General features: G+C 49.7%; 21 protein-coding genes, 1 tRNA gene and 1 pseudogene. 14 read left to right on the top strand and 9 right to left on the bottom strand.

Translation table 11 applies throughout. The annotated features are described in order from the left end of the window. The first annotated feature begins 53 nt into the window (after nt 1-53). A complete protein-coding gene (locus ACO064_RS02470) occupies nt 54-878 on the top strand; it encodes an alpha/beta hydrolase (protein ID WP_421830982.1) in 825 nt (274 codons plus the stop codon). 241 nt (nt 879-1,119) lie between these two features. Here the strand turns inward: ACO064_RS02470 and ACO064_RS02465 are convergent, their stop codons facing one another. Continuing rightward, nucleotides 1,120-1,887: a MerR family transcriptional regulator gene (locus ACO064_RS02465; RefSeq protein WP_421825828.1), complete on the bottom strand. Its 768-nt coding sequence runs from the start codon at nt 1,885-1,887 to the stop codon at nt 1,120-1,122. 204 nt (nt 1,888-2,091) lie between these two features. Between ACO064_RS02465 and ACO064_RS02460 the strand changes: the two genes are divergently transcribed. Both ACO064_RS02460 and ACO064_RS02455 read left to right on the top strand, forming a co-directional pair. Next, nucleotides 2,092-2,565, top strand: coding sequence for a GNAT family N-acetyltransferase (locus ACO064_RS02460; RefSeq protein WP_421825827.1), 474 nt, complete (start codon nt 2,092-2,094; stop codon nt 2,563-2,565). Nucleotides 2,566-2,669: 104 nt separating this feature from the next. Then, entirely contained in the window at nt 2,670-2,990 is a 321-nt protein-coding gene (locus ACO064_RS02455; protein ID WP_421825826.1) for a hypothetical protein, read from the top strand. A gap of 2 nt (nt 2,991-2,992) precedes the next feature. Here ACO064_RS02455 and ACO064_RS02450 read toward each other — a convergent pair whose 3' ends face one another. Further along, complete coding sequence (locus ACO064_RS02450) at nt 2,993-3,445, bottom strand: hypothetical protein (RefSeq protein WP_421825825.1); 453 nt, start codon at nt 3,443-3,445, stop codon at nt 2,993-2,995. A gap of 69 nt (nt 3,446-3,514) precedes the next feature. Next, the gene (locus tag ACO064_RS02445; protein ID WP_421825824.1) at nt 3,515-4,231 is read right to left on the bottom strand and encodes a hypothetical protein; all 717 of its coding nucleotides are present in this window, start codon (nt 4,229-4,231) and stop codon (nt 3,515-3,517) included. A 256-nt stretch (nt 4,232-4,487) separates the two neighbouring features. Here ACO064_RS02445 and ACO064_RS02440 point away from each other — a divergent pair, with 256 nt between their 5' ends. The 4 genes from ACO064_RS02440 to ACO064_RS02425 all read left to right on the top strand — a co-directional run bounded on the left by ACO064_RS02440 (nt 4,488) and on the right by ACO064_RS02425 (nt 11,303). Then, nucleotides 4,488-4,844 carry a hypothetical protein gene (locus ACO064_RS02440; RefSeq protein WP_421825823.1) on the top strand — a complete coding sequence of 119 codons (357 nt, stop codon included), beginning with the start codon at nt 4,488-4,490 and terminating at the stop codon, nt 4,842-4,844. Nucleotides 4,845-5,058: 214 nt separating this feature from the next. Further along, nucleotides 5,059-6,261: an MFS transporter gene (locus ACO064_RS02435; RefSeq protein WP_421825822.1), complete on the top strand. Its 1,203-nt coding sequence runs from the start codon at nt 5,059-5,061 to the stop codon at nt 6,259-6,261. Between the two features lie 257 nt (nt 6,262-6,518). Further along, complete coding sequence (locus ACO064_RS02430) at nt 6,519-10,070, top strand: carboxypeptidase-like regulatory domain-containing protein (RefSeq protein WP_421825821.1); 3,552 nt, start codon at nt 6,519-6,521, stop codon at nt 10,068-10,070. A gap of 105 nt (nt 10,071-10,175) precedes the next feature. Next, the gene (locus ACO064_RS02425) at nt 10,176-11,303 is read left to right on the top strand and encodes a hypothetical protein (protein ID WP_421825820.1); all 1,128 of its coding nucleotides are present in this window, start codon (nt 10,176-10,178) and stop codon (nt 11,301-11,303) included. A 121-nt stretch (nt 11,304-11,424) separates the two neighbouring features. On the opposite strand, the gene ACO064_RS02420 is transcribed toward ACO064_RS02425, so the two are convergent. Further along, entirely contained in the window at nt 11,425-12,270 is an 846-nt protein-coding gene (locus tag ACO064_RS02420) for a hypothetical protein (RefSeq protein WP_421825818.1), read from the bottom strand. A gap of 380 nt (nt 12,271-12,650) precedes the next feature. Between ACO064_RS02420 and ACO064_RS02415 the strand changes: the two are divergent. The 3 genes and pseudogenes from ACO064_RS02415 to ACO064_RS02405 all read left to right on the top strand — a co-directional run. Next, nucleotides 12,651-13,145: pseudogene (locus ACO064_RS02415) on the top strand (recombinase family protein); the annotation flags it as partial. A gap of 122 nt (nt 13,146-13,267) precedes the next feature. Continuing rightward, on the top strand, nt 13,268-13,909 hold the full coding sequence (locus ACO064_RS02410; RefSeq protein ID WP_421825817.1) for a hypothetical protein: 642 nt from the start codon (nt 13,268-13,270) through the stop codon (nt 13,907-13,909). A 148-nt stretch (nt 13,910-14,057) separates the two neighbouring features. Then, nucleotides 14,058-15,278, top strand: coding sequence for an IS256 family transposase (locus ACO064_RS02405; protein WP_114410211.1), 1,221 nt, complete (start codon nt 14,058-14,060; stop codon nt 15,276-15,278). Between the two features lie 15 nt (nt 15,279-15,293). Here the strand turns inward: ACO064_RS02405 and ACO064_RS02400 are convergent, their stop codons facing one another. The 5 genes from ACO064_RS02400 to ACO064_RS02380 form a co-directional block, all read right to left on the bottom strand. Then, complete coding sequence (locus ACO064_RS02400; protein WP_421825816.1) at nt 15,294-15,491, bottom strand: tyrosine-type recombinase/integrase; 198 nt, start codon at nt 15,489-15,491, stop codon at nt 15,294-15,296. A gap of 139 nt (nt 15,492-15,630) precedes the next feature. Continuing rightward, a complete protein-coding gene (locus ACO064_RS02395; RefSeq protein ID WP_421825679.1) occupies nt 15,631-16,617 on the bottom strand; it encodes an ISAon1 family transposase in 987 nt (328 codons plus the stop codon). Between the two features lie 48 nt (nt 16,618-16,665). Continuing rightward, nucleotides 16,666-16,971: an ISAon1 family transposase N-terminal region protein gene (locus tag ACO064_RS02390; RefSeq protein ID WP_421825547.1), complete on the bottom strand. Its 306-nt coding sequence runs from the start codon at nt 16,969-16,971 to the stop codon at nt 16,666-16,668. 196 nt (nt 16,972-17,167) lie between these two features. After that, nucleotides 17,168-17,239 (bottom strand) — tRNA-Arg (locus ACO064_RS02385). A gap of 127 nt (nt 17,240-17,366) precedes the next feature. After that, entirely contained in the window at nt 17,367-18,041 is a 675-nt protein-coding gene (locus ACO064_RS02380; protein ID WP_421825815.1) for an NUDIX hydrolase, read from the bottom strand. Between the two features lie 252 nt (nt 18,042-18,293). Here ACO064_RS02380 and ACO064_RS02375 point away from each other — a divergent pair, with 252 nt between their 5' ends. The 4 genes from ACO064_RS02375 to ACO064_RS02360 all read left to right on the top strand — a co-directional run bounded on the left by ACO064_RS02375 (nt 18,294) and on the right by ACO064_RS02360 (nt 22,746). After that, nucleotides 18,294-19,019: a peptidase gene (locus ACO064_RS02375; protein ID WP_114406081.1), complete on the top strand. Its 726-nt coding sequence runs from the start codon at nt 18,294-18,296 to the stop codon at nt 19,017-19,019. A gap of 36 nt (nt 19,020-19,055) precedes the next feature. Then, complete coding sequence (locus tag ACO064_RS02370) at nt 19,056-19,898, top strand: transglutaminase family protein (protein ID WP_421825814.1); 843 nt, start codon at nt 19,056-19,058, stop codon at nt 19,896-19,898. A gap of 177 nt (nt 19,899-20,075) precedes the next feature. Further along, the gene (glmM, locus tag ACO064_RS02365; RefSeq protein ID WP_421825813.1) at nt 20,076-21,485 is read left to right on the top strand and encodes a phosphoglucosamine mutase; all 1,410 of its coding nucleotides are present in this window, start codon (nt 20,076-20,078) and stop codon (nt 21,483-21,485) included. 91 nt (nt 21,486-21,576) lie between these two features. Continuing rightward, the gene (locus ACO064_RS02360; protein ID WP_421825812.1) at nt 21,577-22,746 is read left to right on the top strand and encodes a cysteine desulfurase family protein; all 1,170 of its coding nucleotides are present in this window, start codon (nt 21,577-21,579) and stop codon (nt 22,744-22,746) included. The last annotated feature ends 264 nt before the right edge of the window (nt 22,747-23,010 follow it).

Raw genomic sequence — 23,010 nt, 5'->3', positions numbered from 1 at the left:
ATTTTGCAGCCTTTTAACGAATGAAACTACTCCCATATCGAACCAGCTACAACATGACCGTTTCCCGTTTTTTATTCCTGCTGACCAGTTTTGTTTGTCTCCACCAATCCGTTCGAGCGTCCAAAGTCGATACTGTCGAAACCTACAGCCCCTCCATGAAGAAAACCATCAAGGCGGTGGTGCTTACGCCGGATTCGTATGCGGCTGGCAAGGAATTCCCGGTGGTGTATCTGCTACACGGGCACGGCGGTTTTTACGGCGATTGGGTCAAAAAGGCTCCCGCTACACACAGTCTGGCCGACACCTATCAGGCTATTATCGTTTGCCCTGATGGCAACGCTTCAAGCTGGTATTTCGACAGCCCGGTCGATCCGTCTTCCAAATACGAAACTTACGTTTCGAAGGAACTGGTGGCCTGGGTGGACAGTCATTACAAAACCATCAAAAACCGCAAGGGCCGGGCCATCACGGGGCTAAGCATGGGCGGACACGGCGCGTTATACCTCGCCTTCAAGCACCAGGATGTGTTTGGGGCCGCGGGCAGCATGAGCGGGGGCGTCGACATCCGGCCGTTTCCGAACAACTGGGACATGGCGAAGTGGTTGGGAACCTACGCCCAAAACCCGGAACGCTGGGAACAGCATACTGTCATCAACCTGCTTCATTTGCTGACGCCCGGTTCGCAGGCGCTGATCATCGACTGCGGCACGGACGACTTTTTCTTTCGGGTCAATACCAACCTGCACCAGAAAATGCTGGACATGAACATCGCCCACGACTATATCACCCGCCCCGGCGCTCACAACTGGAATTACTGGAACAGCGCCGTTCATTACCAGTTTCTGTTCATGCGGATGTATTTCGATCGGAAGGGGTAAGCTAAGAAGTTGTTTGAATGAAGGCCGGAGGCCTGTCCTGCCAATAGTCCACAGCAGATACAACGCGTGGTAGCTCCGGAGGAGCGGCCTGAAGATGTTTTTGGACCGCTCCTCCGGAGCTACCACGCGTTGTATCTGCTGTGGACTATTGACAGACCGCCCTTCCAGGGCTCTCCCCGGTTAACTCAAACAGCTCGTAAGGTTTACAGTTTTCGGCCTAGCGAAAACTGTAAACCGCCCACTACCTCCCGTCCACAAAATGCGTCATCGCTTTGCTCAGAAACTGGGCGTAGTCGGGGTTGGAGACGCCGTTGTGGCTGGTGTAGCGGGGGTCATCGACATACAACTGGGCGAGTCCCCGGTAAGCCGATAGCCTGTCGCCGTTGCAAACCGAATTGCCCCACATCCGTTCAATAAAGGCATAATGCCGGGCGACTTGTTGCTGAACAGCCGCATCAGCCGGGTCTTTGTGCATGAGCTCGCCCAGTTTTCGGGCAATTTCCTCACCCTCGGCTTTGGCATCGGCCCATTCGGCTTTGCTGAGTTGACGGATTTTGTTCTCCGATTCTTCCACGACTTTGGCGCCGTAGGTGTCGACGGCTTCCTGTCGGTAGGCTTCCGCTTTTTCTTTCGGGAAACCTTCGTATAATTCTTTGTCTGTTAGCATAATGGATTCTCCTTTTAGTTTAGAAATGGTTTTGTCAATCGTACTCAGCAAGGTCGTCAGACGGTCGCGTCGGTCTTTCAGCGCGTTTTGGTGACTTTTGAGCGCGGTGACCAGATCAAAGTCGGGGTCTTCCAGCACCTGCCGGATTTCCAGTAACGGAAAATCCAGTTCCTTGTAAAAGAGAATCTGCTGCAGTCGGATGAGCTCTTTTTCGCCGTAAAGCCGGTACCGGGCTTCCGTGCGAACGGACGGTTTGAGAAGGCCCAGGCGGTCGTAGTGGTGGAGCGTGCGCACGCTGACACCCGCCAGACCCGCCAGTTTTTTGACCGAATACGTTTTCATTTTCAGGACGTTGCCGATGTTGACGTTGTAAAGGTAGGCTATGACGCAAGGGGAGAGTCAAGAAAAAAATGAAGTATTTTTGCCCCCGACCCCTAAAGGGGAGTTCTTGCATCCGGCTATTTTAAGCCCAACCCCGCTTTAGTTCAGGCTGGTGTTTCGGGATTTAAGGGCAAAAATTAATTTTATTCCCGTATTTTTAACGACTTGGAAACCCAGACACCCGTTCCGGACCTGATCCGACTTGCCCGAACACCCGCCGACGCCGATGCCGTTCTGCGGATGATGGAAACGTTTTGCGGGCTTTTCAACTACCCGTTTGACCGGCCGTTGCGTCAGATGCTCATCCGGCAAGTCCTGGAAAATCCGTCATTCGGATCGCTTTGGCTGATTGGGCCGGAAGAGGAGCCAGTTGGCTACGCGGCCCTGACCTACGGTTTTGCTTACGAGTTCGGCGGAAAAACCGCGTTGGTCGACGAACTGTTCATTGAAGAAGGCCACCGGGGTGGCGGGAAGGGTCGACAGGTTTTACAAAATCTGCAAAAAGCCGCCGACGAATTGGGTGTGTCGGTCATCCATTTGCAAACCGAGAAGTACAACCCCCGTGCCAAACTGTTGTACGAGTCCGCCGGTTTTGTCGACCAGGAACGGAGTACGCTGACGTGGAAGAAACCTGATTAAGGTTTACGGTTTTCAGTATACGGTTTTCGGGGGCTGACGCGTTAGCCCTCGTGCGCCAGCCTACCGAAAACCGTATACTGAAAACCGTAAACTTATTTCAAACGATGAAATTTTTTGTTCCCGCCACCAAGAATACGGAAGAAGCCGAAAAAGTGCATGACATTTTGCGGAAAGCCATGCTGAAACACCGGTACGAAACCACTGATTTACGCATTTATTCCATCACGTTCGATGATAATGGAATGCGGATTACGGAAACTGTGGGCAAACCGTCTGAGACTTCCGGCGAAACGATTGTGGCCATTTTTCAATCCGGCGATCTCTACCTGATTTGTACGAATAACCGGGGCGTTCTGCGGGGTATGCCCATGATTGCGGGCGAATGGGCGGTGAACCATGTAGAGTTGTTTGAAACCGGTGATTGAAATCAATTTTTCCGCACAAATTTCACTTCATATCCTTCCGGCACTTTCGGAATCACCACGTAGTTCCCGCGTCCATCTGAGGGGGAGCAGCGTCTGCAATACCGCTCGGTCACCGTGTAGATGACGCGTTTGGTGGCGTCGTCACGTTGCACATCCAACTGATAAGTGCTTTTGCATCCCCGATTGACGGTCGAAAGGCCGAGGACGTCGTTTTGGGAAAAATCGATGGTTTCCAGACGCCCGGCACAGCAACGGTCAAATACCCGCTGGAATTCCTCCGCTGTTGAAATCCGCAGGCCAAACCGGCCCAAATCGCCAATTTTCTGATCATAAGCAACACGCTCAGACAAAACGGCGGTAACAATCCCGGTTGTTTCATCCTTCATTGTTTCGCAATCAACATCATGCTTGCAAGCCAGAAACCCGATCAGCAGAAAGAAAAACAGTTTTTTCATTTTTGATAGATGATTGAGAGAAGCCAGGAAAACTCGGGGTTGTCCTGGCTATTTATCTTTGTCACTTTCTCACTGAAATCCGTCATAATACGCAACCGCATTGACGAGTTGTAAGACATCCAGTTTCCGTTGGGTGAGATACTGATTGAGCCGGGTGGTTGGATCGTCCAGCACACTGAGAACGGATTTTCGGGACAAATTCACCGTCCGGGGCTTGTCGTTGTTCCGCTGAATAAAATAGGTTTTCTGGCGCCGGAACGTCCCGTCGAACGGATCATCGAGGGTGTATGCTTCTCTTTTCGGCACAATCAGGTTGCAGCGGAGCTGTTTCAGCACCCGGGTTTTACCGGCATATAAAACCTTGTAATAGATCCGGCTGGTCTGGACACCTTTCTCGCTGACCTGACTGATAAACCGCATGTCATTGACCGTAAACGCATCCGGCTGAACCTCGTATTCCTGCTCATCGCCCTCAAACCGGCATTTAACCACGTTGGTAGCGATGTTAAAGGCGATCAGGCACGGGATGGGCTTCTTCGAATCACCGGTTTCCAGCGTACCGGGTTGCCATACTGGAAAAGTTAAATACTCGCTGCCCAGGTAGGTCACCTGCGTCATGCTCTGACTGCGATCCGGCCGGTTCATAAGAAACCCGTCTTTGGAGTCATAATACCGGCAGGTGGTAATCACCCGCTTTTGTGCATCCTGCGTAACGACACACTGGCTGTGGCCACGAAGAGAAAGACTACCCAGCAAGCCAATCAGGAACAGAGAACGATACATCATAAGAACAGCCGAAAAGGGTCACAGGAATAAACGAAGCGGTTTTAATTTCCAGCCTTAAGATACTCAAAATGCGGAAAAATTTTCAATGGAAAGAGCGGATTCGTTGAGGTAGAAAGGAACGGAACGGGTTTGAGGGGGGAGCCATCTTATTTTACGAGCTAAGTTACCGTATTTAGTAATTTATATATAAAAATAAGTACTTTAGTGGTTAAACTCCGTTTTTAATAGCGCAACTAAACTCCCCTTTCTGTATCAAATGAAAAAAACTTTTACACGTGTCGCCGGTGCCAGCCTCAGTGTTATACTTTTGACTGGTTTGTTTGGAAGCTGTTCCCGGCCTGATCACCGGCCGGACAACTGCCTGGCGGTAAGTTCGCTGATCGAAGGATGTCCGAACGGCTTTACTTTATTTGCTGAAATTGTTAAATCAACAGGCAATGCCACTTCCGCTACGGGCACCCCGCTGGTGATTGCGCCGGGTGATATTATGAGTGGGGAAGACGGATGTTATTACAAAGGGAACCTGATCGAACCGTTTGAAAATAACACGAGCTTGCGGATTACGACGGCCATCCACTGGCAACAGTATAAATGCGCTGATACGTCCCGATAAAAAGCGGCAAAGGTGTTGCTAATGAGACCGCTCCGGAAATGGCCACCATTTTTAGAGCGGTTTTTTGCTGTATTTTCTTTCCGGTCGGCACCCCCTCCCGTATCGCTTCTGATCAACGCCTTGCACTCGCATCCTGAGTAAAAATCTGCCCAAAATGACTTTATAATTCGATCAAAAGCCAACCGATGACGTCGTTATTTTTTCTAGTTATTCCATGAATGTAGCCCTACCGTCAGGGCAGGTGTTAAAAGCCCGTCTGGCCACTCAATTGATTTTTCTGGTTTGCGGTTTGGGCATGTCCAGTTGGGCACCGATGGTTCCCTTTGCCAAAGATCGCCTGGCCTTGAATGACGCCAACCTGGGCTTTTTACTGCTGATGCTGGGCGGTGGGTCTATGCTGATGATGCCCGTCTCCGGCTGGCTGGTAGGACGCTTTGGCAGCCGCATCGTTATGGCCGGTTCAGCGCTGGTGATGGCGCTGGCTTTGCCGCTGCTGGTCATTCTGCCCTCCACATCGGCGATCGCCATAACGCTGTTCATATTCGGGGCCAGCATTGGCACCATTGACGTTGCGATGAATGCACATGGCGTTCAGGTGCAGAACCTCTACGGAAAGCCCATCATGTCGTCCCTACACGGTCTCTTCAGCGTGGGTGGCCTGCTGGGGTCGCTCGGCCTGGGTTTTTTGATTAAGCTGGGACTCAACCCCGTTTATGCCGCCCTCAGTATTGCCACCCTGATGATCCTGATTACGCTGACTCAATTCCAGTCCTTATTTCCTTTGGAAGTAGAGCAACAGGCGATTGCCCGCTTCTCGGCAACCGATGAGAAACCAACGGCGGTTAAGCAGCGGTTTAGTTGGCTAGACGGCAGGGTCATTTTTCTGGGGCTGATGTGCTTTGCAATTTTTCTGGCCGAAGGTGCCGTGCTGGACTGGAGTGCCATTTTTCTGCGGGATGACAAAGGGATTGAAGCGGAGTTTGCGGGCGTGGGCTATTCGGCCTTCTCGATTGCCATGGCGACGATGCGGTTGGTGGGGGATAAGCTGGTGGCCCGTTTGAACGAAAAAGCGGTCGTGGTGGGAGGTAGTCTGATCGGGGCCGTGGGCCTGGGCATCGCCGTCCTGAGTCCGTGGGTTGTGGGGGCGCTAATTGGCTTCGTCCTGCTAGGCCTGGGAGCCGCCAATATTGTGCCTGTGTTTTTCAGCCAGGCGGGCAGGTTGCCGGGGATTTCGCCAACGGTGAGTCTACCAGCCATTACGACCATGGGCTATACCGGTATGCTGGCTGGTCCGGCTTTACTGGGTTTTATCGCGCAACATGCTTCGTTGCGTATTGCGTTGGGCTGTCTGGCCGTGCTGTTGTTGGTAGTGGCCGTGAGTTATGGTATAAAACGGAAACCGCAGGGTTATAATTGATTTAAAAAAAGTACCCCCGGATTGAACGGTTATCAGCCCACAGCTTTAGCTGTGGGAAGTTGAAACGAAACCGAATCGTCCCGGAACCGTTTTAACGGTTTTCTGGCCGATAAAACCGTTAAAACGGTTCTTGCAGTAGGTAGAACTTTTTGCTATACCCACAGCTAAAGCAGTGGGCTGATGAATCCGGGGGTATTTAGTTTTAATCAATACTAGCCCTGCGTTAACTTATAGACAGACAAGGTAATTTAGTAACTATGCGTGGCTCGTTCTTTATCGGCTGGATCGCAGCCGTTCTGCTTCTGGGATTGCCCCGGCTGGCTCATGGACAAACGACTGCTGTACTGACTGGTTATGTCACCGATGCCACGACGGGAAAACCCATGCCGTTGGCCAACGTCTATGTCAATGGGTCGACGCGGGGGGCAGTCACCGACGAAAAGGGCTATTATACATTGACCGGAATTCCGCTGGGTACGACCGAAATCGCCGTTTCCTTCGTTGGTTACCAGCCTATTTCGCAAAAAATACGATTTGAAAATGCATCTCCGCAAAAAGGCAATTTTCAGCTAAAAGAAAGTGAACAACTGCTGGACGCCGTCACCGTACGGGGCAATCCAAAGGGCTGGGAGCGGCACCTGCGTCAGTTTAAGAAGTTACTCTTCGGCGAACCATTTGGCGGACAATGTTTGCTGGTAAACGGCGAGGTTCTTGATTTTAAAGAGGACAAAGGTCATTTGTATGCAACAGCGCGTGAACCGTTGATTATTGAGAATCAGGCGTTAGGATATCGGCTGATTTATGCCTTGCAACATTTCGATGCCGCTCCGTCCGGAAATGTTGTTTCGGCCGGTACGGCCCGTTTTGAAGAAGTAAAAGCCGAAAACGAGCGGCAGGCCAGCCGGTTTCGGCGGAACCGGCTGATGGCTTACCAGGGATCGATCAGGCACCTGATGGCCAGCCTGATCGATAATACGTTCGAGCAGGCCGGTTTTAAGATTTATCAGGAAGATGTCACCCGGCTGATCCCCCCCGAACGCCGGACCATTACATTGGCCGCTGCGGTTGGCGACTACAAGCGTCTGATTCCCGTTCAGGCTTCTGCGTTGATTCAACCCGGCCGATTAGCAACCGAACGCCGGTTGGTTTCCCCCATGAAACTGATCGTGTTCTATACGAATGCGGTTTCGAACTTTTCGCCCTATCCCGACGCCCGTTACGCCTATACGGAAATGAGACTACCTGGCGGTCAACTTCAAATGACTGTCGACGGGGTGATTACGATGCCGGAAGGGATGGAAGCGAAAGGGTCGATGGGGAATGACCGGCTGTCGACAATGTTGCCCGCCGACTGGAAACCTGAAGGCAGTGAGAAGGAATCTCTACCAAACGGTTCCCTGGCTACCCAGGGGAAACTAGCCCCACCCGACTCTTGCCTGGGAGGGATCACGGCGGCTTTCAATGAGCGATTTAAGTTTCTGGCTCCCAGCGTATTTGTACACATCGATAAACCCTTTTACGCTACGGGCGACCGGCTCTGGATGAGTACGTACTTACTCGACGCGGCCAGTCACCAGCGAGCCGGTGGCGAAACCGCCCTGCAGGTCGACCTGCTGACGGCAAGCGGGAAACTCGTGCAGCACCAGTGGGTACGGATCGTGGACGGGCGTGGCCAGGGTCATTTCCGCCTGTCGGATACCCTCACGACGGGAGCGTATCAACTGCGTGCCTATACTGATGAAGATGATGCCCAGCGACGCCCCGCTTTCGAGCGATCTGTCGCGGTCTATAATCTGGTTCGGAACGAGGTCTCTATCCGTAGGGATTCTGTTTCTCAGCCATTAGACGTTCAGATTTTGCCCGAAGGCGGTCGCTGGATTGCGGGATTTCCGGCGCGTCTGGGCGTAAAGGTGGTTCGGCCCAACGGGCACGGTTTGTCCATCGCAGGACGGATTGTGGATGATTCAGGCGCTGAAATCGTTCGTTTCAAGACCAATCAACAGGGCATGACCAGCGTGTCGATGGAGCCCAAACCGCAGCGGACGTATTATGCCGAGGTAATGGATAACGACCAGCCGCAACGCGTTCCGTTGCCCAAACCCGAAACACAAGGGCTGTTGCTCTCGGCCGATGCGATCAGCGATACAACCCATCTGGCGTTGACCATCATGAATGCCAACCGGGCCGTTAGCGACTCAGTATATATTCTGATTCAGCAACGCGGCCAACTGGTCGATCAGCGAAAAATTCTCCTGCAAAACGGAGTGGCGAAGGTGAATTTACCGATGATGACCTGGCTGCCTGGTCTGGCGCAAATCACCCTGTACGATGCCACCGCCCGGCCCCAAGCCGAGCGACTGGTGTTTGTGTCTGAGTTCACTGCGCCGATTCGTGTACGGATGGGTTTCAACAAAAACCGCTATCAGCCCCGCGAACTGGTTACCCTGAGCATCAATCTGACCGACAATGGATCACCGGCCTCCGGCGCTTTGTCGGCATCGATTACCGATGCTGGCCAGGTGCCGGACGATACCGTGGATGCTACCTTACAGACCCACTTGTTGCTAACGGGAGAGCTTCGGGGACGCATCGAAAACCCCAACGACTACGTCGTGAACCACTCGGCCGAAACCCGCCGGGCGTTGGACGACCTGCTGCTGACCCAGGGTTGGCGACGGGTGAGTGGCACGCCCGGAACGGATTCGCTGGGCAGAGTATCGATCAGGGGCCGCATTTTGAATGCGAAAAATCAGCCCATTCCCGGCGCGCAGCTTACCGTAGCGTCGACAGGAGCCGGAAAATCGTTCGTAAAATCGACGGGCGCTGACGAGCAGGGGCGGTTTCGATTGGCGGGGCTGGCCATTACGGATACCATTCAATTAATGACGCAACTCGCTGACCGTAAGAGAAATATTCTTTCTCCCAAAGAAGGCTTTCTGGTTCAGGAAAGGCCCGGCCAACAATGGGAAGTCAGTCAACTAACGAGTGCACCCAATTGGTCGATGTTGCGCGCTCAACTGGAAGCGGCCCGCATTCGGCAGGGAGCAAACGCCGATTTGTACCGGGATAAAACGACGAAAGTGCTGGAAGAAGTAACGGTTCGGGCGCAAAAAACCGAAGAAAGACCCGACGATATTCAACAGCGTAGTTTGCACACAAAAGCGGATGCCGTTCTGGTGTTTGACGATAAATCGCCAACCTATTCAAATCTGTACGAAATGATTCAGGGGCGGTTGGCGGGTGTGACGGTTACACGGGAAGGAGCCGCGCAGGCGCGTAGCTATAAGGTCTTTATGCGGGGTGTAAACAGTTTCAAAAGTGGCATGCAGCCCTTGTATTTGATCGACGGGATTCCCGTTCAGGACCCCGATGGAACCGCGTTGATGCAGTTCAATTCCGGGGATATTGAACGGGTCGAATTGCTGAAAAACGGGGGTACATCCGGTATCTACGGGGTTCGGGGCGGGAATGGCGTGATTGCTTTTTACTCCAAAAGCAAACGTTCGATGCAGGGCAAAGCCAAACCTCAGGCTGGCATGACGCCAATTCAATTCATTGGGTATCCGTCGGTGCAGCGCGAATTTTATGTACCCCGCTATGATGCGGATGCAGCGGCCGGCCCGGTTTCCGGCCCCATCGATCACCGGGACGTCTTGTACTGGAAACCCATGATACAAACTGATGGTCAGGGGCACAGCCAGCTCCGGTTTCCGTTATCGGACGTTGTCCGGACGGTACGCGTGGTCATACAAGGCATTACGGCCGATGGTCGGCCGGTGCTGGGTGTTCAGTTGGTTCGGGTGCAATAAGGTTGCCGTTCGCTTGCCCCACCCCGGATAATGGGTTCGTTTTTCAAAGGTGACTTGAGTAACATTCTGTCTAAAAGGACTTTATGGTTCTAATAACCCAAAGCGATGAAATTCTTTCCCCTTTTTACCTGCCTTCTGTTTGGTAGTGCTGTCACTACGCTGGGGCAATGTACGGTGACTAAAGATGGATATGGTCAGGTAATCACGACTTGTCAGGTCAATGAGTATGCGTCGGGAAACGCCCCGCTCAACAAACAGGTTACCTTTTTGGGGAGTGAATACATCAGCTTTCCTGCCTTTCAGAAAGGCCGGATTCGATTAGACCAGTCGGGGCAGGAACTGGCTTGCCAGCTTGCCTATAATGTCGTCAGCCACGAAGTTTTGTATCGCTTCGCCGACGACTTGACAGTAAAAACGGTTGTCCCATACGCATTCGTCCTCAATGGGATTGAGTACATTCGTCAGTCAAAGAGCGCGATGGGCATCAATTATACGTTGTATACGACGGAGCTTAGCAGCGGGCAAACAAAGCTTTTAAAAAGTTTGAAAGGCCGTTTCGTTAAAACACCAATCAACAATGGGTATGATAAAGACAGACCATTTGCCGGTTATTACCAAGTCGATCAGCGCTATTACCTTCAAAAAGGGGATGCGGTCCCGCAACCCATAAATTTGACAAAAAACGCCCTATTGTCGGTTTTGGGGGATCAAAAAGAAATCATTGATTCCAAATTGCCAAACAGACAGCTTACCGTCGAACAGGTGATTGAAGTCGTTCGCCTGTATGATTCTTTGACGGTATCAAATCAGCTCCATTCAACCTCCCTGTCCACGGATGCCGCTTTCAGAGAGGGGCTTCGGTTACAAATCACCTATCCCGTTCAGGCCTGGAATGCGCAGGTATACGCTCGGGTGTACGTCGGTTTTGAGATCACGGAAGCGGGACAACTGGCTACTATCCAGTTACTAAGTCCTGAAAATGTGGGGTATGGATTTGGGCAGGAGGTTACAAACGCTTTAAGCAAGCTACCTAAGACCAAACCGGAATACGCGGGTCGATATGCTTTACCAGTAACGTTTACGTATACTACGGCTTCGGATAAATTCGTGCCGGTGAACACGTTGTCGGCTGATCTTTTAAAAGGACGTACGGTTCTGAGTGAGTTTGTGGTGAACCAGAAAATGGGGAAAGATGGAGCAAAAAACCGGGAGGTCTGGGGGTATTATAAATGAGGTGGTGATAGACCTTTAAAAGGTAATCCGTGATGAGTAATTGCAGGGGGCATATACTTAAATGGTCCGAAAAAACCGGTTGTGACACAACCGGTTTTTATTTTATCCTTAACTAGTAAGCCTACTTTTGGCAGTTAACTGTATAATCGATTACCTGAACCGAGGTCCGGCTTTTCGCACCGTCAGCCGCGTAATCATAACCGACTTCAATTTTACGATTGACCTGACCATTGCTGTCGAATGTATAACGGTATTCGAAAACTTTGTAGCCTTCCGACGGGCTGGAACCGTAATACAGCGTGATTTTGGTAAGAAGGTTTGTGCTTTCTTTGCTGTTAAACCAATAAATCGACGGAAGGTTGGGTCTGGAAAGATCATATTCATATAGGGTGGTACTTTTGAGACCAGACTGGGGTTGAAAGGTGGTATATTTGACGATGTTACCATTCTCTATTGAATACTCCGCTACGCCATCACCAAACGATTGTTTGTTCCAGGAATAAGGGAAAGTGGATTTTACTATAAAGCCCTCAGAATTATACTCGTATTGATAGGAAGATGTAGGAGTTACAGTGTTACCGTGCTCATTAACCGTAACGGTAGATTTGCTTTCTGTTCCGTTGGGATACGTTATTGTATGGACGACTTGATTGGGGGGGTATTCATAGCGGTCTGTCCGAATATCCTTCAATTGTGTTGGGGTTGGCAAGTAACTCACTTTTGTAACCCGACCCTGGTCATCGTATTCATACTGCTCGTGAGCATAGATTCCTATTTCAACCTTTTGCCCATCGATTTCAAGGTTCTCGTCCGGATTTTTCAGGTTAATCGTAGAGCTTTGGTAAACTATATCCACAACTTTACAGTGTTGACTGGTAGCGGGTACCAGGTGATCCTGTACCGAGCAGGAACCAAATAGAAATAAAAAGGTTCCAGGGATGGCAAAGCGGGTAAAGAGAAGTTTCATAGGGAATACATTTTAGCGAATAGTTGACAACGAATAGACTGAAATTATGACCCTAATATATGTTCAAAAGTTGGAAGATACGAGCCATAAAATGTGGAATTTACTCAGAAATAATCTGCTAGGAGCACTTTCTGTCGAGAAATAGTTAAATAAATTGACCATTTAAATGCACACTCCGTTTCAATAGGGGCAACTTTCATATCAGCGACAAAAATGTTCAAAATAGCTGTTCAATAAATTATGTTCAGTTATTTTCTATTTAAACCCATTTTTTGGACATTGTGAAAAAATCACAATGATTCTACTTCATGAAGATCGGATACGCACGGGTCTCAACATTGGACCAAAACCTTTCCCTCTAGTTAGGCGCGCTCCAGAAAGCAGGTTGTGAAAAAGTCTACCAAGAGAAGATCAGTGGTACAAAAAAAGATCGGCCGCAGCTGAGCAAAATGCTGGAGCATGTTCGCGCCGGAGACACTATTGTATTCTGGAAATTAGATCGACTCGGAAGAAGCGTCCAGCATCTTATCGATTTAGTGGGCGATCTGGAAAAGCGTGAAGTCGGTCTGATCAGTCTGAACGATCCAATCGATACGACCACCGCCCAGGGAAGATTAGTGTTCCGAATCTTTGCGAGCCTGGCTGAATTTGAACGCGATGTCATCCGTGAACGTACGTTGGCCGGCGTTGCCGCTGCCAAAGCAAAAGGAGTTGTATTAGGTCGCCCAGAAGGACTGTCTCTCGAAGCGAAAAAACAGGCTCGTATTGTCGAATCATTATTTAACGAAAATGTATCAGTAGCCGAAATCTCAAAGCAATTGTCAATTAATCGGACAACAGTTTATAACTATCTTAAATTTCGAAACGTAAATTAATAAACAAATTCTGGTATGAAGTTCAATGATAACATTGTAAAAGACTACTATCATAAACTAGTATTGCCGTTGCTTGAATATAAAAAAATTAAAAGTGTTAAAGAAACTGGACGGGGAAAGAAATGATAGCGGCAGAAATTGCTACTTTAAACCTTTATCATTTTAAAGAGAAATTTTCAAATCCTGAAAAAATACATGAGGACATTTTAAAAATCTGTCCCGACTATACCTTACTACAAGATGTAGCCAATTCATTTAAGCATACTGTACTGGATCAAAAAAAATACAAAAAAAGGAAACCTCTGATTTCAGGTAGAAAAGATATTAGAGAGTATATTGTCAGCTCGAAATTCAGAGATCACAAAGGATCTTATTCAAATCAAGAAAAAGAAATCACTATTTTTTTAGTAGATGGTTCAATAAGGGACTTATTAGAGGTAATGATTAATGTCTTAAATGCTTGGGGCAAAATACTTTTTCAAATGGGATACCACAAAAGCCAACCCCCACTATTCCCCTACGAAAAAAGAAGACATTTACTCAGGGAAGAATCTAGTGCAGTATCGTTATTGTCATCGACAGATTATACAATTGGAACTGAAATCCGTTTTTATATTTTTTATTATCCACTAGGAATCTTTTTGAATGTTAGAAAAAAATTAAAAAGTGTCGACTTTACACATGTTTCAGATTTGTCTGAAATACCTGATGGTGCAAAACTTCTATATGATGCAGAGAAACATAAGACTCTTGAAAGATATTGAGAGTTCCTGAGTTGTTTTAAACATAAACTTCTACAATAAATTCACATCATATTGCAAATCCGTTTCCGAGACGTGGACGTATATCAGAGACTGCTCGCTAAACTGTGTCAAGGGTGAATAAAAAGGAAAAAACCTTATTTTCACTATCATGAACAACGACTTCGATTTCGAGGCCTTCAAACAGGCCGCTATCAAAGGCCTTTACGAAGGCAAACCCTTAACAGGCGAAGGTGGGCTGTTTGCCCCTTTACTTAAACACTTCCTCGAATCAGCTTTAGAAGGCGAAATGAGCCACCATCTGGTTCAAACTCGTCTGCCTGAGCAAAATCGACGCAATGGTAAAACCAGCAAAAAAGTAAAAAGCAGTGCTGGTTTGCTGGACTTGCAAACGCCCCGAGACCGCACCGGTAGTTATCAGCCCCAATTAGTCCCTAAACGGCAAGTTGTACTGACTCCACAACTGGAACAGAAAATTCTCTCGCTCTACGGAATGGGTAGCAGCTACGCGGATATCAGCCAACATCTTTCAGAGATGTATGGCTACTCGCTATCCGACAGCGAGTTAACAGCCATTACCGACAAAGTAATCCCGGCCATGCGGGAGTGGCAAAATCGACCTTTGGAGAGCTTGTATGTATTGGTCTGGTTGGATGGTATCTACTACAAAGTTCGTCATGAAGGCCGGGTCGTGACCCGCGTCCTATACAGCGTCATTGGACTGAGTTTAGCGGGTCGTAAGCAGGTACTAGGGATTTACACAGCGGAGAGTGAATCGGCCAAGTTTTGGCTCTCAGTGCTAACTGACCTTAAGCAGCGCGGGGTCGAAGACATGCTGATCACCTGTGTGGATGGGCTCAAAGGGTTTGATACGGCTATTGCAACCGTTTTTCCAGCCGCCACCGTTCAACTCTGCATTGTCCATCAACTCCGTAATTCCTTTCGGTTTATCCCTGACAAATACCTCAAGAGCTTTGTTAAAGATATTAAGGGGGTATACCAGGCATCGGATCGTGAGCAAGCTATGGAGCAATTATTGCTGGTACAGGAAACCTGGGGGCAGCGTTATCCACAAGCCATTCAGCCTTGGTTGGACAAGTGGGAGTTACTTTCGCCTTACTTTGACTATCCGGCGGCTATCCGCAAGGTCATGTATACGACCAATACAGTTGAAGGCTACCATCGTCAATTGCGTAACGTAACCAAAACGAAAGGGGCTTTTCCCTCCGATATCGCTTTACAAAAACTGGTGTATTTGGTGATTCAAAATCTGCAAATCAAGTGGGAAACCACCACGTATAATTGGAAGGAGATCTTAGCCCAAGTTTCTATTATATTTACTGAACGAATTCAGCCACATCGCTTTGATTAAACCCACTGACACAGTTCAGCGAGCACTCCCGTATATCATGGTGCTTTCAATCTTCAAATGCCCCAGTAGCTCTTTCAACCGCTCCAGTTTACCTCCTTTCGACAGGAGTCGAGTTGCAAACGTATGGCGGCCGACGTGCATCGTTAGATTTTTCTCCACATTCGTCCGCATAGCGATCTCCTTCAGGTGATCATTCATTTTCTGATCACTCATACAATCCAGCAATAACCCTTTTTTTGATTCGATGAGCGCCTGGGCTTTGTTGTTGAGGGGCTTGTGCAGGCAGGGACAATACGATACCTTTTGACCGACGTAAAATGGATCAATTACAAAAGTTGTGGATCAAGTTGGATTAAGCATATAACTGCGTTAATCGATAAAGAAAGAATTCAACGTTTCTTACCCCTCTGAACTGAGCTCGGAACGCTTTGATTTTGGCATTGAAAGATTCGGCCGAGGCATTCGTGCTGCGGTTGTCAAAGTAGTTCAGGATCGTGTCATAGTGATTTTGAATCGAACGGGCCACGGTGTTGAAAGCCTTAAAACCGCATTGCCGGACCTTTTCATGCCATTTGGCTAGGCGGGCCAAGCCATAGAGTTTGTCGGTGGTGTTCTCAAAAATGTGGCTTAGGCTTTGACTCAGTTCATAGGCTTGTTTTAGAGCAGGATAACGATCAAAGAGCAGTTCAGCCCGTTCCCGTTGGCTTTCAGTCCAATCACCCGGTTTTTTATAGAGCACATACCGACTGCGGGCCAGCAATTGTTTGAGCGTATCGCCATTGGAAAGCAGCTCCGGCTCATACGTGTTTTGAGCTGATTTGGCTTGTTCAAGGGCTGCATTTTCGGCATCCAGAGCTTCCCACCGGTACTGGACACGCATCTCCTGGACGGCTTCCAGGGCTAATTGCTGAACATGAAACCGGTCGGTGACCTGAGTGGCGCGTGGAAAGCTTTTTTTGGCGATCAGGCTCATATTGCCCGCCATATCCAGGGTGATTTCGGTCACCTTTTTGCGGAGCTTTTCGGGGATTTTCCGGAGAATAGCGATCACGGTTTCCGCTTTTGTACCGGCGATAATGGCTACAATACTGCCCTTTTGGCCTTTGGCTGCTTTATTGGTCAGAATCGTATATAACTCGCCATGCGAAAGGCTAGTCTCATCAATTGACAAATGCGTTCCTATATTTTGGGGATATAACAGCCACTGTTTAGCATGTTTTAGCTGGGACCAGTTCTGAAAATGGCTCAAATGGGTCCGATACTGGCGGGACAAACGTTTTCCGTCAACGCCATATAAACGACCCAGGCTATTGGTACTGTGGGGGGATAAATCCGTCAAGCTGGTTTAAAAAAAGCGCGAATTCTTTCGTCATTCGCGTTCCCTCTGCTACCTGTGACCAATCTCTTTGCTGGATGTGACCGGTCTGGGTATTGAGCCGCGCCACGGTGGCCAGCGACGACGTTTAATATGAAGAAAAACCCGTTTATCACGGATGGGGAAGTCCTGGATGGTAATTTCAGGTAAGAAACCCTTCGATAAAAGAAATGCTTTAGCGGGATCGGACTCCGGGTAGTTTTTCTCTTCCAGATAAACATGAAGCAGATCCGAAGACTTCTCGACACGGGTCAGTTCATAATAGGCTACGATAAAATCAGGTAACAGGTATTCGACTAAAGGTAAGAAACTCTCCAAGACGGTCAGGTTTGATTAAAAACACAAACCTAAAAAAATCCTACGCCCTCCACAACTTTTGCACTTGATCCAAAAAATCCTACGCCCTCCACAACTTTTGCACTTGATCCCGTAAAATGGATCAAGTTTTAGGAAATATCTGTGAAACAAAAAAACCGCCAAATTGAGCTAATTTGGCGGTTTTTATACTAGTTCGTGAACCCGAAGGGATTCGAACCCCTATCGTCGGTACCGGAAACCGAAATTCTATCCATTGAACTACGGGTCCATTCGCGGGCTACTGCCCGTTTCGGGTTGCAAATATAGTGATTGTTACGCCTTTTTCGCAAGCCCGGCTTTTTCTTTTTTATTCATTTGCCCCTTTTTTTGGGTGCGTTGGCACCTTTCTCCCTCACTTACAGCAACTTCATGGTGTCATAATCACCCACCGCGTGCAGGTATAAAAAGTGAATCAGCAGCCCGTTGATGTTGGTGATGAGCTTGTGGGCTTCGGGCAGGGTCGTCACGGCGGTGGTGATGCGTTCAAATTCGGAGGCCACGCCCATGTCCTTGTGGTGAAAATCCATGATTTGCTGGCGCGGCAGTTCGCGCTCCACGAAGAAATAGTGCATGGCTTCGTCGCTGGTGCCGGTGCTGGGAAACCAGAGCCGGTTGTTGAGTCTGGTCAACTCTTCCGGTTTGACGTCCAGACCGATTTCTTCGCCCACCTCGCGGGCGGCCACCTCCTGTGGGTCATCGGCCGCGTCGACCATGCCCGCCGGGTGTTCGTAGGTGTGCGAGCCGTCGCAGATCCGCCGTTGGCGCACCAGCACCACGTATTTGTCTTTCGTTTCCTGGTCGATCAGACACACCAGCACCGAGGCTGCATGCCCTTTCAGAAACAGTGCGGGCGGTATTTTGTCGCCTTCCGGCGTGTTGGCATCCACTTCCAGCATCGCGAAAAGCACCTCACCGTTGTGGCGTCGGCGGATGTAAAACTCATCTATTTTATTGATGATCAGTCCGTTGTTTTCGGCCTGTTGTTTCCAGAACCGGTATTTGGGCGCATCAGCAAGCGATTCTTTTTTCATATTTATTCGTTTTGCAGGGATTGTTTTCGGTTATTGCGGCCCGGCAAAGTGCCCGTACCGCATCCGATATGCAAGTAACAAACCCTTTTTTAAAGTCCGGCAAATTTTAATTCAGACCAGATCTTTTGCTGTTTTTTACCGCCTTGTCAAAACAAAAACGAGTTGTTTTTGTAAAAAGCGGTTTAAATCGGGGGGCAAATTTCGGAAACGTGTATATTTGCCATTCGCCATAGCTTGTAGTTTACTGATTCAATGACGTATTGTTTAGGTATCAAAGTAGCCTCCGGCTTAGTCGCCATTGCCGACACCCGACTGACCTCCGGCTCCGAAGTTTCGAGTAATCGTAAGATTTCGGTTCACGAACTGGAAAATCACTCTCTGTTTATCATGACCTCCGGTCTGCGCTCCGTCCGCGACAAGGCCATCACCTACTTTCGGGAGGTGATTGGGGAGAAAGACCGGTCTTTCAACAAACTGTATAAGGCGGTGAATGCCTTTGGTGAGCAGGTCCGGCGCGTGGCCATTGAAGATAAAGCCGCGCTGGAAGCATCGGGCATGCACTTTAACCTGAACGCCATCGTGGGCGGGCAACTGGAAGACGACGAAGAACACAAACTTTTTCTGCTCTATCCGGAGGGAAACTGGGTGGAAGTCGACCACGGTTCTCCGTTCAAAATCATCGGTAATTCGGGTTATGGAAAACCGCTGTTGTACCGGAATCTGACTTACGAATCCTCCCTGCAGGATGCTCTGAAAATGGGTTTTCTGGCGTTCGATGCCACGCGGGTCAGCGCCAACGACGTGGATTACCCGCTCGATGTGGTGGTCTACGCGAAAGATAGTTTTCATCTGACCGAGCACCGACTCGAAAAGGAAGATATGGAAGGCGTGTCGAACCAGTGGAGTGCGTTACTGAACAATTCAGTTCGTAAACTCCCAACGGCCTGGATGAATCCCATATTTGACAAAATCCTGTAATTCGGAAAGCCACGCGTTAACCACCTCTACGCACCAATGAAACTTCGGGTAAGGCATGAACTCCGGTATGACTACTCCGCAGCGGTATTTCTGGAACCGCATACGCTGTATTTATACCCCAAAATTTACCCGCACCAACGGTTAAATAGCTACGAATTGCATATTGATCCGCTGCCCAGCAAGCTGGTCAGCAATGTCGATATCGAAGGAAACACGCAGCAGGTAATCTATTTCACCAGCCAGACCGATTCGCTGGTCGTGAGGGCCGAAACCGAAATTGAATCGGATCTGTACAACGCCTACGACTTTTTTCTTTTTCCGTTCGAAACGCAGCGCATTCCGTTCAATTACTCGGACGCCGACCGGAAAATGCTGGAACCGTATCTCGAACGAACCGCCGTTACCACGCTCGTTGAGCAGTATGCCCGGCAGATCGCGTCGGAAGCCAAATGGCAAACCGTACCGTTTCTGTCGCACCTCTGCACAACGATCTGCAATAATTTTGTGTATGAAACCCGCGATGAAGGACCGGCGACGTCCGCCGAGATGACGCTGATCTCGCGCAAAGGCTCCTGCCGTGACTATGCCGTGCTGTACATTGCGGCCTGTCGGAGCATTGGACTGGCCGCCCGGTTTGTCAGTGGATATCTGTACGGAAATCCGCAGCAGGACCACGAGCTACACGCCTGGGCCGAAGTGTATTTGCCCGGTGCAGGCTGGCGCGGTTTCGATCCGACAGAAGGCTCGGTGGTCATCAATCACCATGTTTTTCTGGCAGCTTCCTTTTTCCACGATCGGCTCGCACCTTTAGCCGGTATCTTTCGGGGGCCCGCCCGCTCGACCATGACGACTACCGTTTCGATAACCGGAACGGAATAGACTGAGGATCGGAAAAAGGAGTTATCTTTGTTTCAATGGCTGAGTGGTTGGAAATGGGTGGATGGTTAAAAGGATTATACATTCGTTACTACTGAGTAATCATTTAATAATCAAGCCGTTCAATAAATAAAACCATTTGTACGTAAACCATTCAGTATATTCATTATTTCTTTCAACGTGGCATTAATAAAGTCAATTTCCGGAATTCGTGGAACCATTGGTGGGCGTAGTGGCGATGGCCTTACTCCCCTGGATGTAGTGAAGTTTGCAGCAGCGTACGGACAGTGGGTACGGCAACGCCATCCCGATAACCGCACAGTCGTGATTGGGCGGGATGGTCGGTTGTCGGGTGAAATGGTTTCAAAACTGGTAGCCGCCACCCTGCAGGGGCTGGGGCTGAATGTGATCGATCTGGGTTTATCGACTACACCGACGGTTGAACTGGCCGTAACGGGTGAGAAAGCCGCCGGGGGGATTATCCTGACGGCCAGCCACAACCCGATTCAGTGGAATGCACTCAAATTGCTGAACGAAAAAGGGGAATTTATTTCCGAAGAAAACGGCACCGATGTACTGGCAATGGCCGATTCAGAATCATTCGACTTTGTGGACGTCAAAAAGTTAGGTTCTTACCGAACCGACGAATCCTGGCTCCAGAAGCACATCGACGCCATTCTGGCCCTGCCGCTCGTGGACAAGGAAGCCATTGCGGCCCGAAAATTCAGGCTTATCGTCGACGCTGTTAATTCAACCGGCGGAATTGTCGTGCCGATGTTGCTGGAGGCCCTGGGCGTGGAGTCGATTCAACGACTGCACTGCGAACCCACGGGACAGTTTGCCCACAATCCGGAACCGCTGCCCGAAAATCTGCGCGACATCATCGTCGAAATTGAGAAAAATGAATACGACCTCGGCATTGTGGTCGATCCGGATGTCGACCGGCTGGCGCTCATTTGCGAAGACGGTTCTCCGTTTGGCGAAGAATATACGCTGGTAGCCGTGGCGGATTATGTGCTGAAAAACCGGTCGGCGGATCAAAAACCGGGCAATACGGTTTCGAACCTGTCGTCGACGGTGGCCCTGCGCGATGTGACGCAGAAATACGGCGGCAAACACTCGGCTTCGGCGGTTGGTGAAGTCAATGTGGTGGAAATGATGAAGGAAGTCGACGCGGCCATTGGGGGCGAAGGCAACGGCGGTATTATCTATCCCGACTTGCATTTGGGTCGTGATGCGCTGGTGGGCATTGCCCTTTTCCTGACGCACCTGGCCAAATTTGGCAAATCGGCTTCGATGCTGCGCCGGACGTATCCAAATTATTACATTTCCAAAAACAAAATTGAACTGACGCCCGACATCAACGTCGACGCGGTGCTGGACCGGATCAAGGCCAAATATGCCAAAAATCCCATCAATACCATCGACGGCGTCAAGATCGAATTTGACAAAGAGTGGGTGCATCTGCGCAAATCCAATACCGAGCCCATCATCCGGATTTATTCCGAATCCGATACGCTTTCAACGGCAGATTACCTGGCCAATAAAATCATTTCAGACATTAAAGAGGTGATTGCCGCCAAGTTATAATCGAAATTGCCCCCAACCGTGCGACGGTCCGTCGCACGGTTGGGGGCAATTTCTAATTTCGTACCTTTGTGGTGTATTACACAACATCACAATGCGCGCTTACTTTGACAATGCCGCCACCACCCGACTCGACCCGGAGGTGCTGGAAGCCATGCTTCCGCTCATGACTGAGGAATTCGGCAATCCTTCTTCGATTCATTCCCACGGACGGAAAGTCCGGACGGCCATCGAGCGGGCCCGGAAAACCGTCGCTACGCTGCTCAACACATCCCCGGCCGAAATATTCTTTACCTCCGGCGGCACCGAAGCCGACAATACCGCCATCCGCAGTTCCATCGAAACCTATGGACTGACGCACGCCATCACATCGCCACTCGAACACCACGCGGTTTTGCACACGCTCGAACATCTGCATAAGCAGGGCGCGGTCAAGCTGAATCTGGTGGAAGTAGATGAGGAGGGACGCATCAATCTGGCGCATCTGGAAGAGTTGCTCCTGGCGCATCCCAACACCCTCGTGTCGCTGATGCACGGCAACAACGAGATCGGCAACCTGCTCGATCTGGAAACCGTAGGCCATCTTTGTCAGGAACACAAAGCGGTTTTTCATTCCGATACGGTGCAGACGATGGGGCATTACCGGCATGATTTACAACAGCTTCCGGTTGATTTCATCGTCGGAGCCGCCCATAAATTCCACGGCCCCAAAGGCGTCGGTTTTCTATATGTCAATGCCCATACCAAATCCGGTCGCGGCCCGATTCATCCGTTTATTCACGGCGGTTCGCAGGAGCGCAACATGCGGGGCGGAACCGAAAATGTCTACGGGATTGTGGGGCTGGCCAAAGCGCTGGAAATTGCGTATGCCGAGATGGAAAGCCACCGGCAGTATATCGAAAGTCTGAAAAGCCGCATGATTGGTCAACTGCGCGAACGGCTGGAGGGCGTATCGTTCAACGGGCTGTCGGCCAGTCTTTCCGAAAGTTTGTATACGGTTTTGAACGTCGGTCTGCCATCGTCCGAAATGAGCGATATGCTGCTGTTCAACCTCGACATTGCGGGCATCTCGGCCTCGGGCGGCAGCGCCTGCACCAGTGGTTCTAACCTTGGCTCACACGTGCTTTCGGCCCTGCCCCACAACGATGCCGAACGGGGAGCCATCCGGTTTTCGTTCAGCAAATACAATACCGTCGAAGAAGTCGATTACGCCGTTGATACGCTGGTCGAGTTGTTCAAACGCGAGCAGGCGGTTGTGAAATAAGGAATTATAAATGTAAAATGGTGAATATTAAATGTAAAAGTGGCTGGTTCTTCTAACTTTTACATTTGATATTCACCATTTTACATTTATTATTAAAGTAAATGTCGAACACTGAATAACGAATATTGAATATCGAAAGAAGGGACGCTGACCAGCGAGGAGGCATCACTTCGTTATTCGTTATTCAACATTCAATATTCGTTATTACCCCATTCCCAAAACTTCTTCCTTCCTCAGCGGTTTACAGGAGAAGTAACCCAAACA

It is taken from the genome of Larkinella sp., from assembly GCF_965227735.1.
Lineage (GTDB): Bacteria > Bacteroidota > Bacteroidia > Cytophagales > Spirosomataceae > Larkinella.
This window is presented reverse-complemented; position numbering and strand designations above follow the sequence as displayed.

Bases quoted from the DNA above. Each gene is read 5' to 3' on its own strand.
- ACO064_RS02420 (WP_421825818.1), bottom strand. From the start codon at position 12,270: ATGAAACTTCTCTTTACCCGCTTTGCCATCCCTGGAACCTTTTTATTT.
- ACO064_RS02400 (WP_421825816.1), bottom strand. From the start codon at position 15,491: ATGAGTGATCAGAAAATGAATGATCACCTGAAGGAGATCGCTATGCGG.
- ACO064_RS02445 (WP_421825824.1), bottom strand. From the start codon at position 4,231: ATGATGTATCGTTCTCTGTTCCTGATTGGCTTGCTGGGTAGTCTTTCT.
- ACO064_RS02375 (WP_114406081.1), top strand. From the start codon at position 18,294: ATGACGTATTGTTTAGGTATCAAAGTAGCCTCCGGCTTAGTCGCCATT.
- ACO064_RS02425 (WP_421825820.1), top strand. From the start codon at position 10,176: ATGAAATTCTTTCCCCTTTTTACCTGCCTTCTGTTTGGTAGTGCTGTC.
- ACO064_RS02455 (WP_421825826.1), top strand. From the start codon at position 2,670: ATGAAATTTTTTGTTCCCGCCACCAAGAATACGGAAGAAGCCGAAAAA.
- ACO064_RS02370 (WP_421825814.1), top strand. From the start codon at position 19,056: ATGAAACTTCGGGTAAGGCATGAACTCCGGTATGACTACTCCGCAGCG.
- ACO064_RS02430 (WP_421825821.1), top strand. From the start codon at position 6,519: ATGCGTGGCTCGTTCTTTATCGGCTGGATCGCAGCCGTTCTGCTTCTG.
- ACO064_RS02465 (WP_421825828.1), bottom strand. From the start codon at position 1,887: ATGAAAACGTATTCGGTCAAAAAACTGGCGGGTCTGGCGGGTGTCAGC.
- ACO064_RS02450 (WP_421825825.1), bottom strand. From the start codon at position 3,445: ATGAAAAAACTGTTTTTCTTTCTGCTGATCGGGTTTCTGGCTTGCAAG.
- ACO064_RS02470 (WP_421830982.1), top strand. From the start codon at position 54: ATGACCGTTTCCCGTTTTTTATTCCTGCTGACCAGTTTTGTTTGTCTC.
- ACO064_RS02435 (WP_421825822.1), top strand. From the start codon at position 5,059: ATGAATGTAGCCCTACCGTCAGGGCAGGTGTTAAAAGCCCGTCTGGCC.
- ACO064_RS02440 (WP_421825823.1), top strand. From the start codon at position 4,488: ATGAAAAAAACTTTTACACGTGTCGCCGGTGCCAGCCTCAGTGTTATA.
- ACO064_RS02405 (WP_114410211.1), top strand. From the start codon at position 14,058: ATGAACAACGACTTCGATTTCGAGGCCTTCAAACAGGCCGCTATCAAA.
- ACO064_RS02360 (WP_421825812.1), top strand. From the start codon at position 21,577: ATGCGCGCTTACTTTGACAATGCCGCCACCACCCGACTCGACCCGGAG.
- ACO064_RS02410 (WP_421825817.1), top strand. From the start codon at position 13,268: ATGATAGCGGCAGAAATTGCTACTTTAAACCTTTATCATTTTAAAGAG.
- ACO064_RS02380 (WP_421825815.1), bottom strand. From the start codon at position 18,041: ATGAAAAAAGAATCGCTTGCTGATGCGCCCAAATACCGGTTCTGGAAA.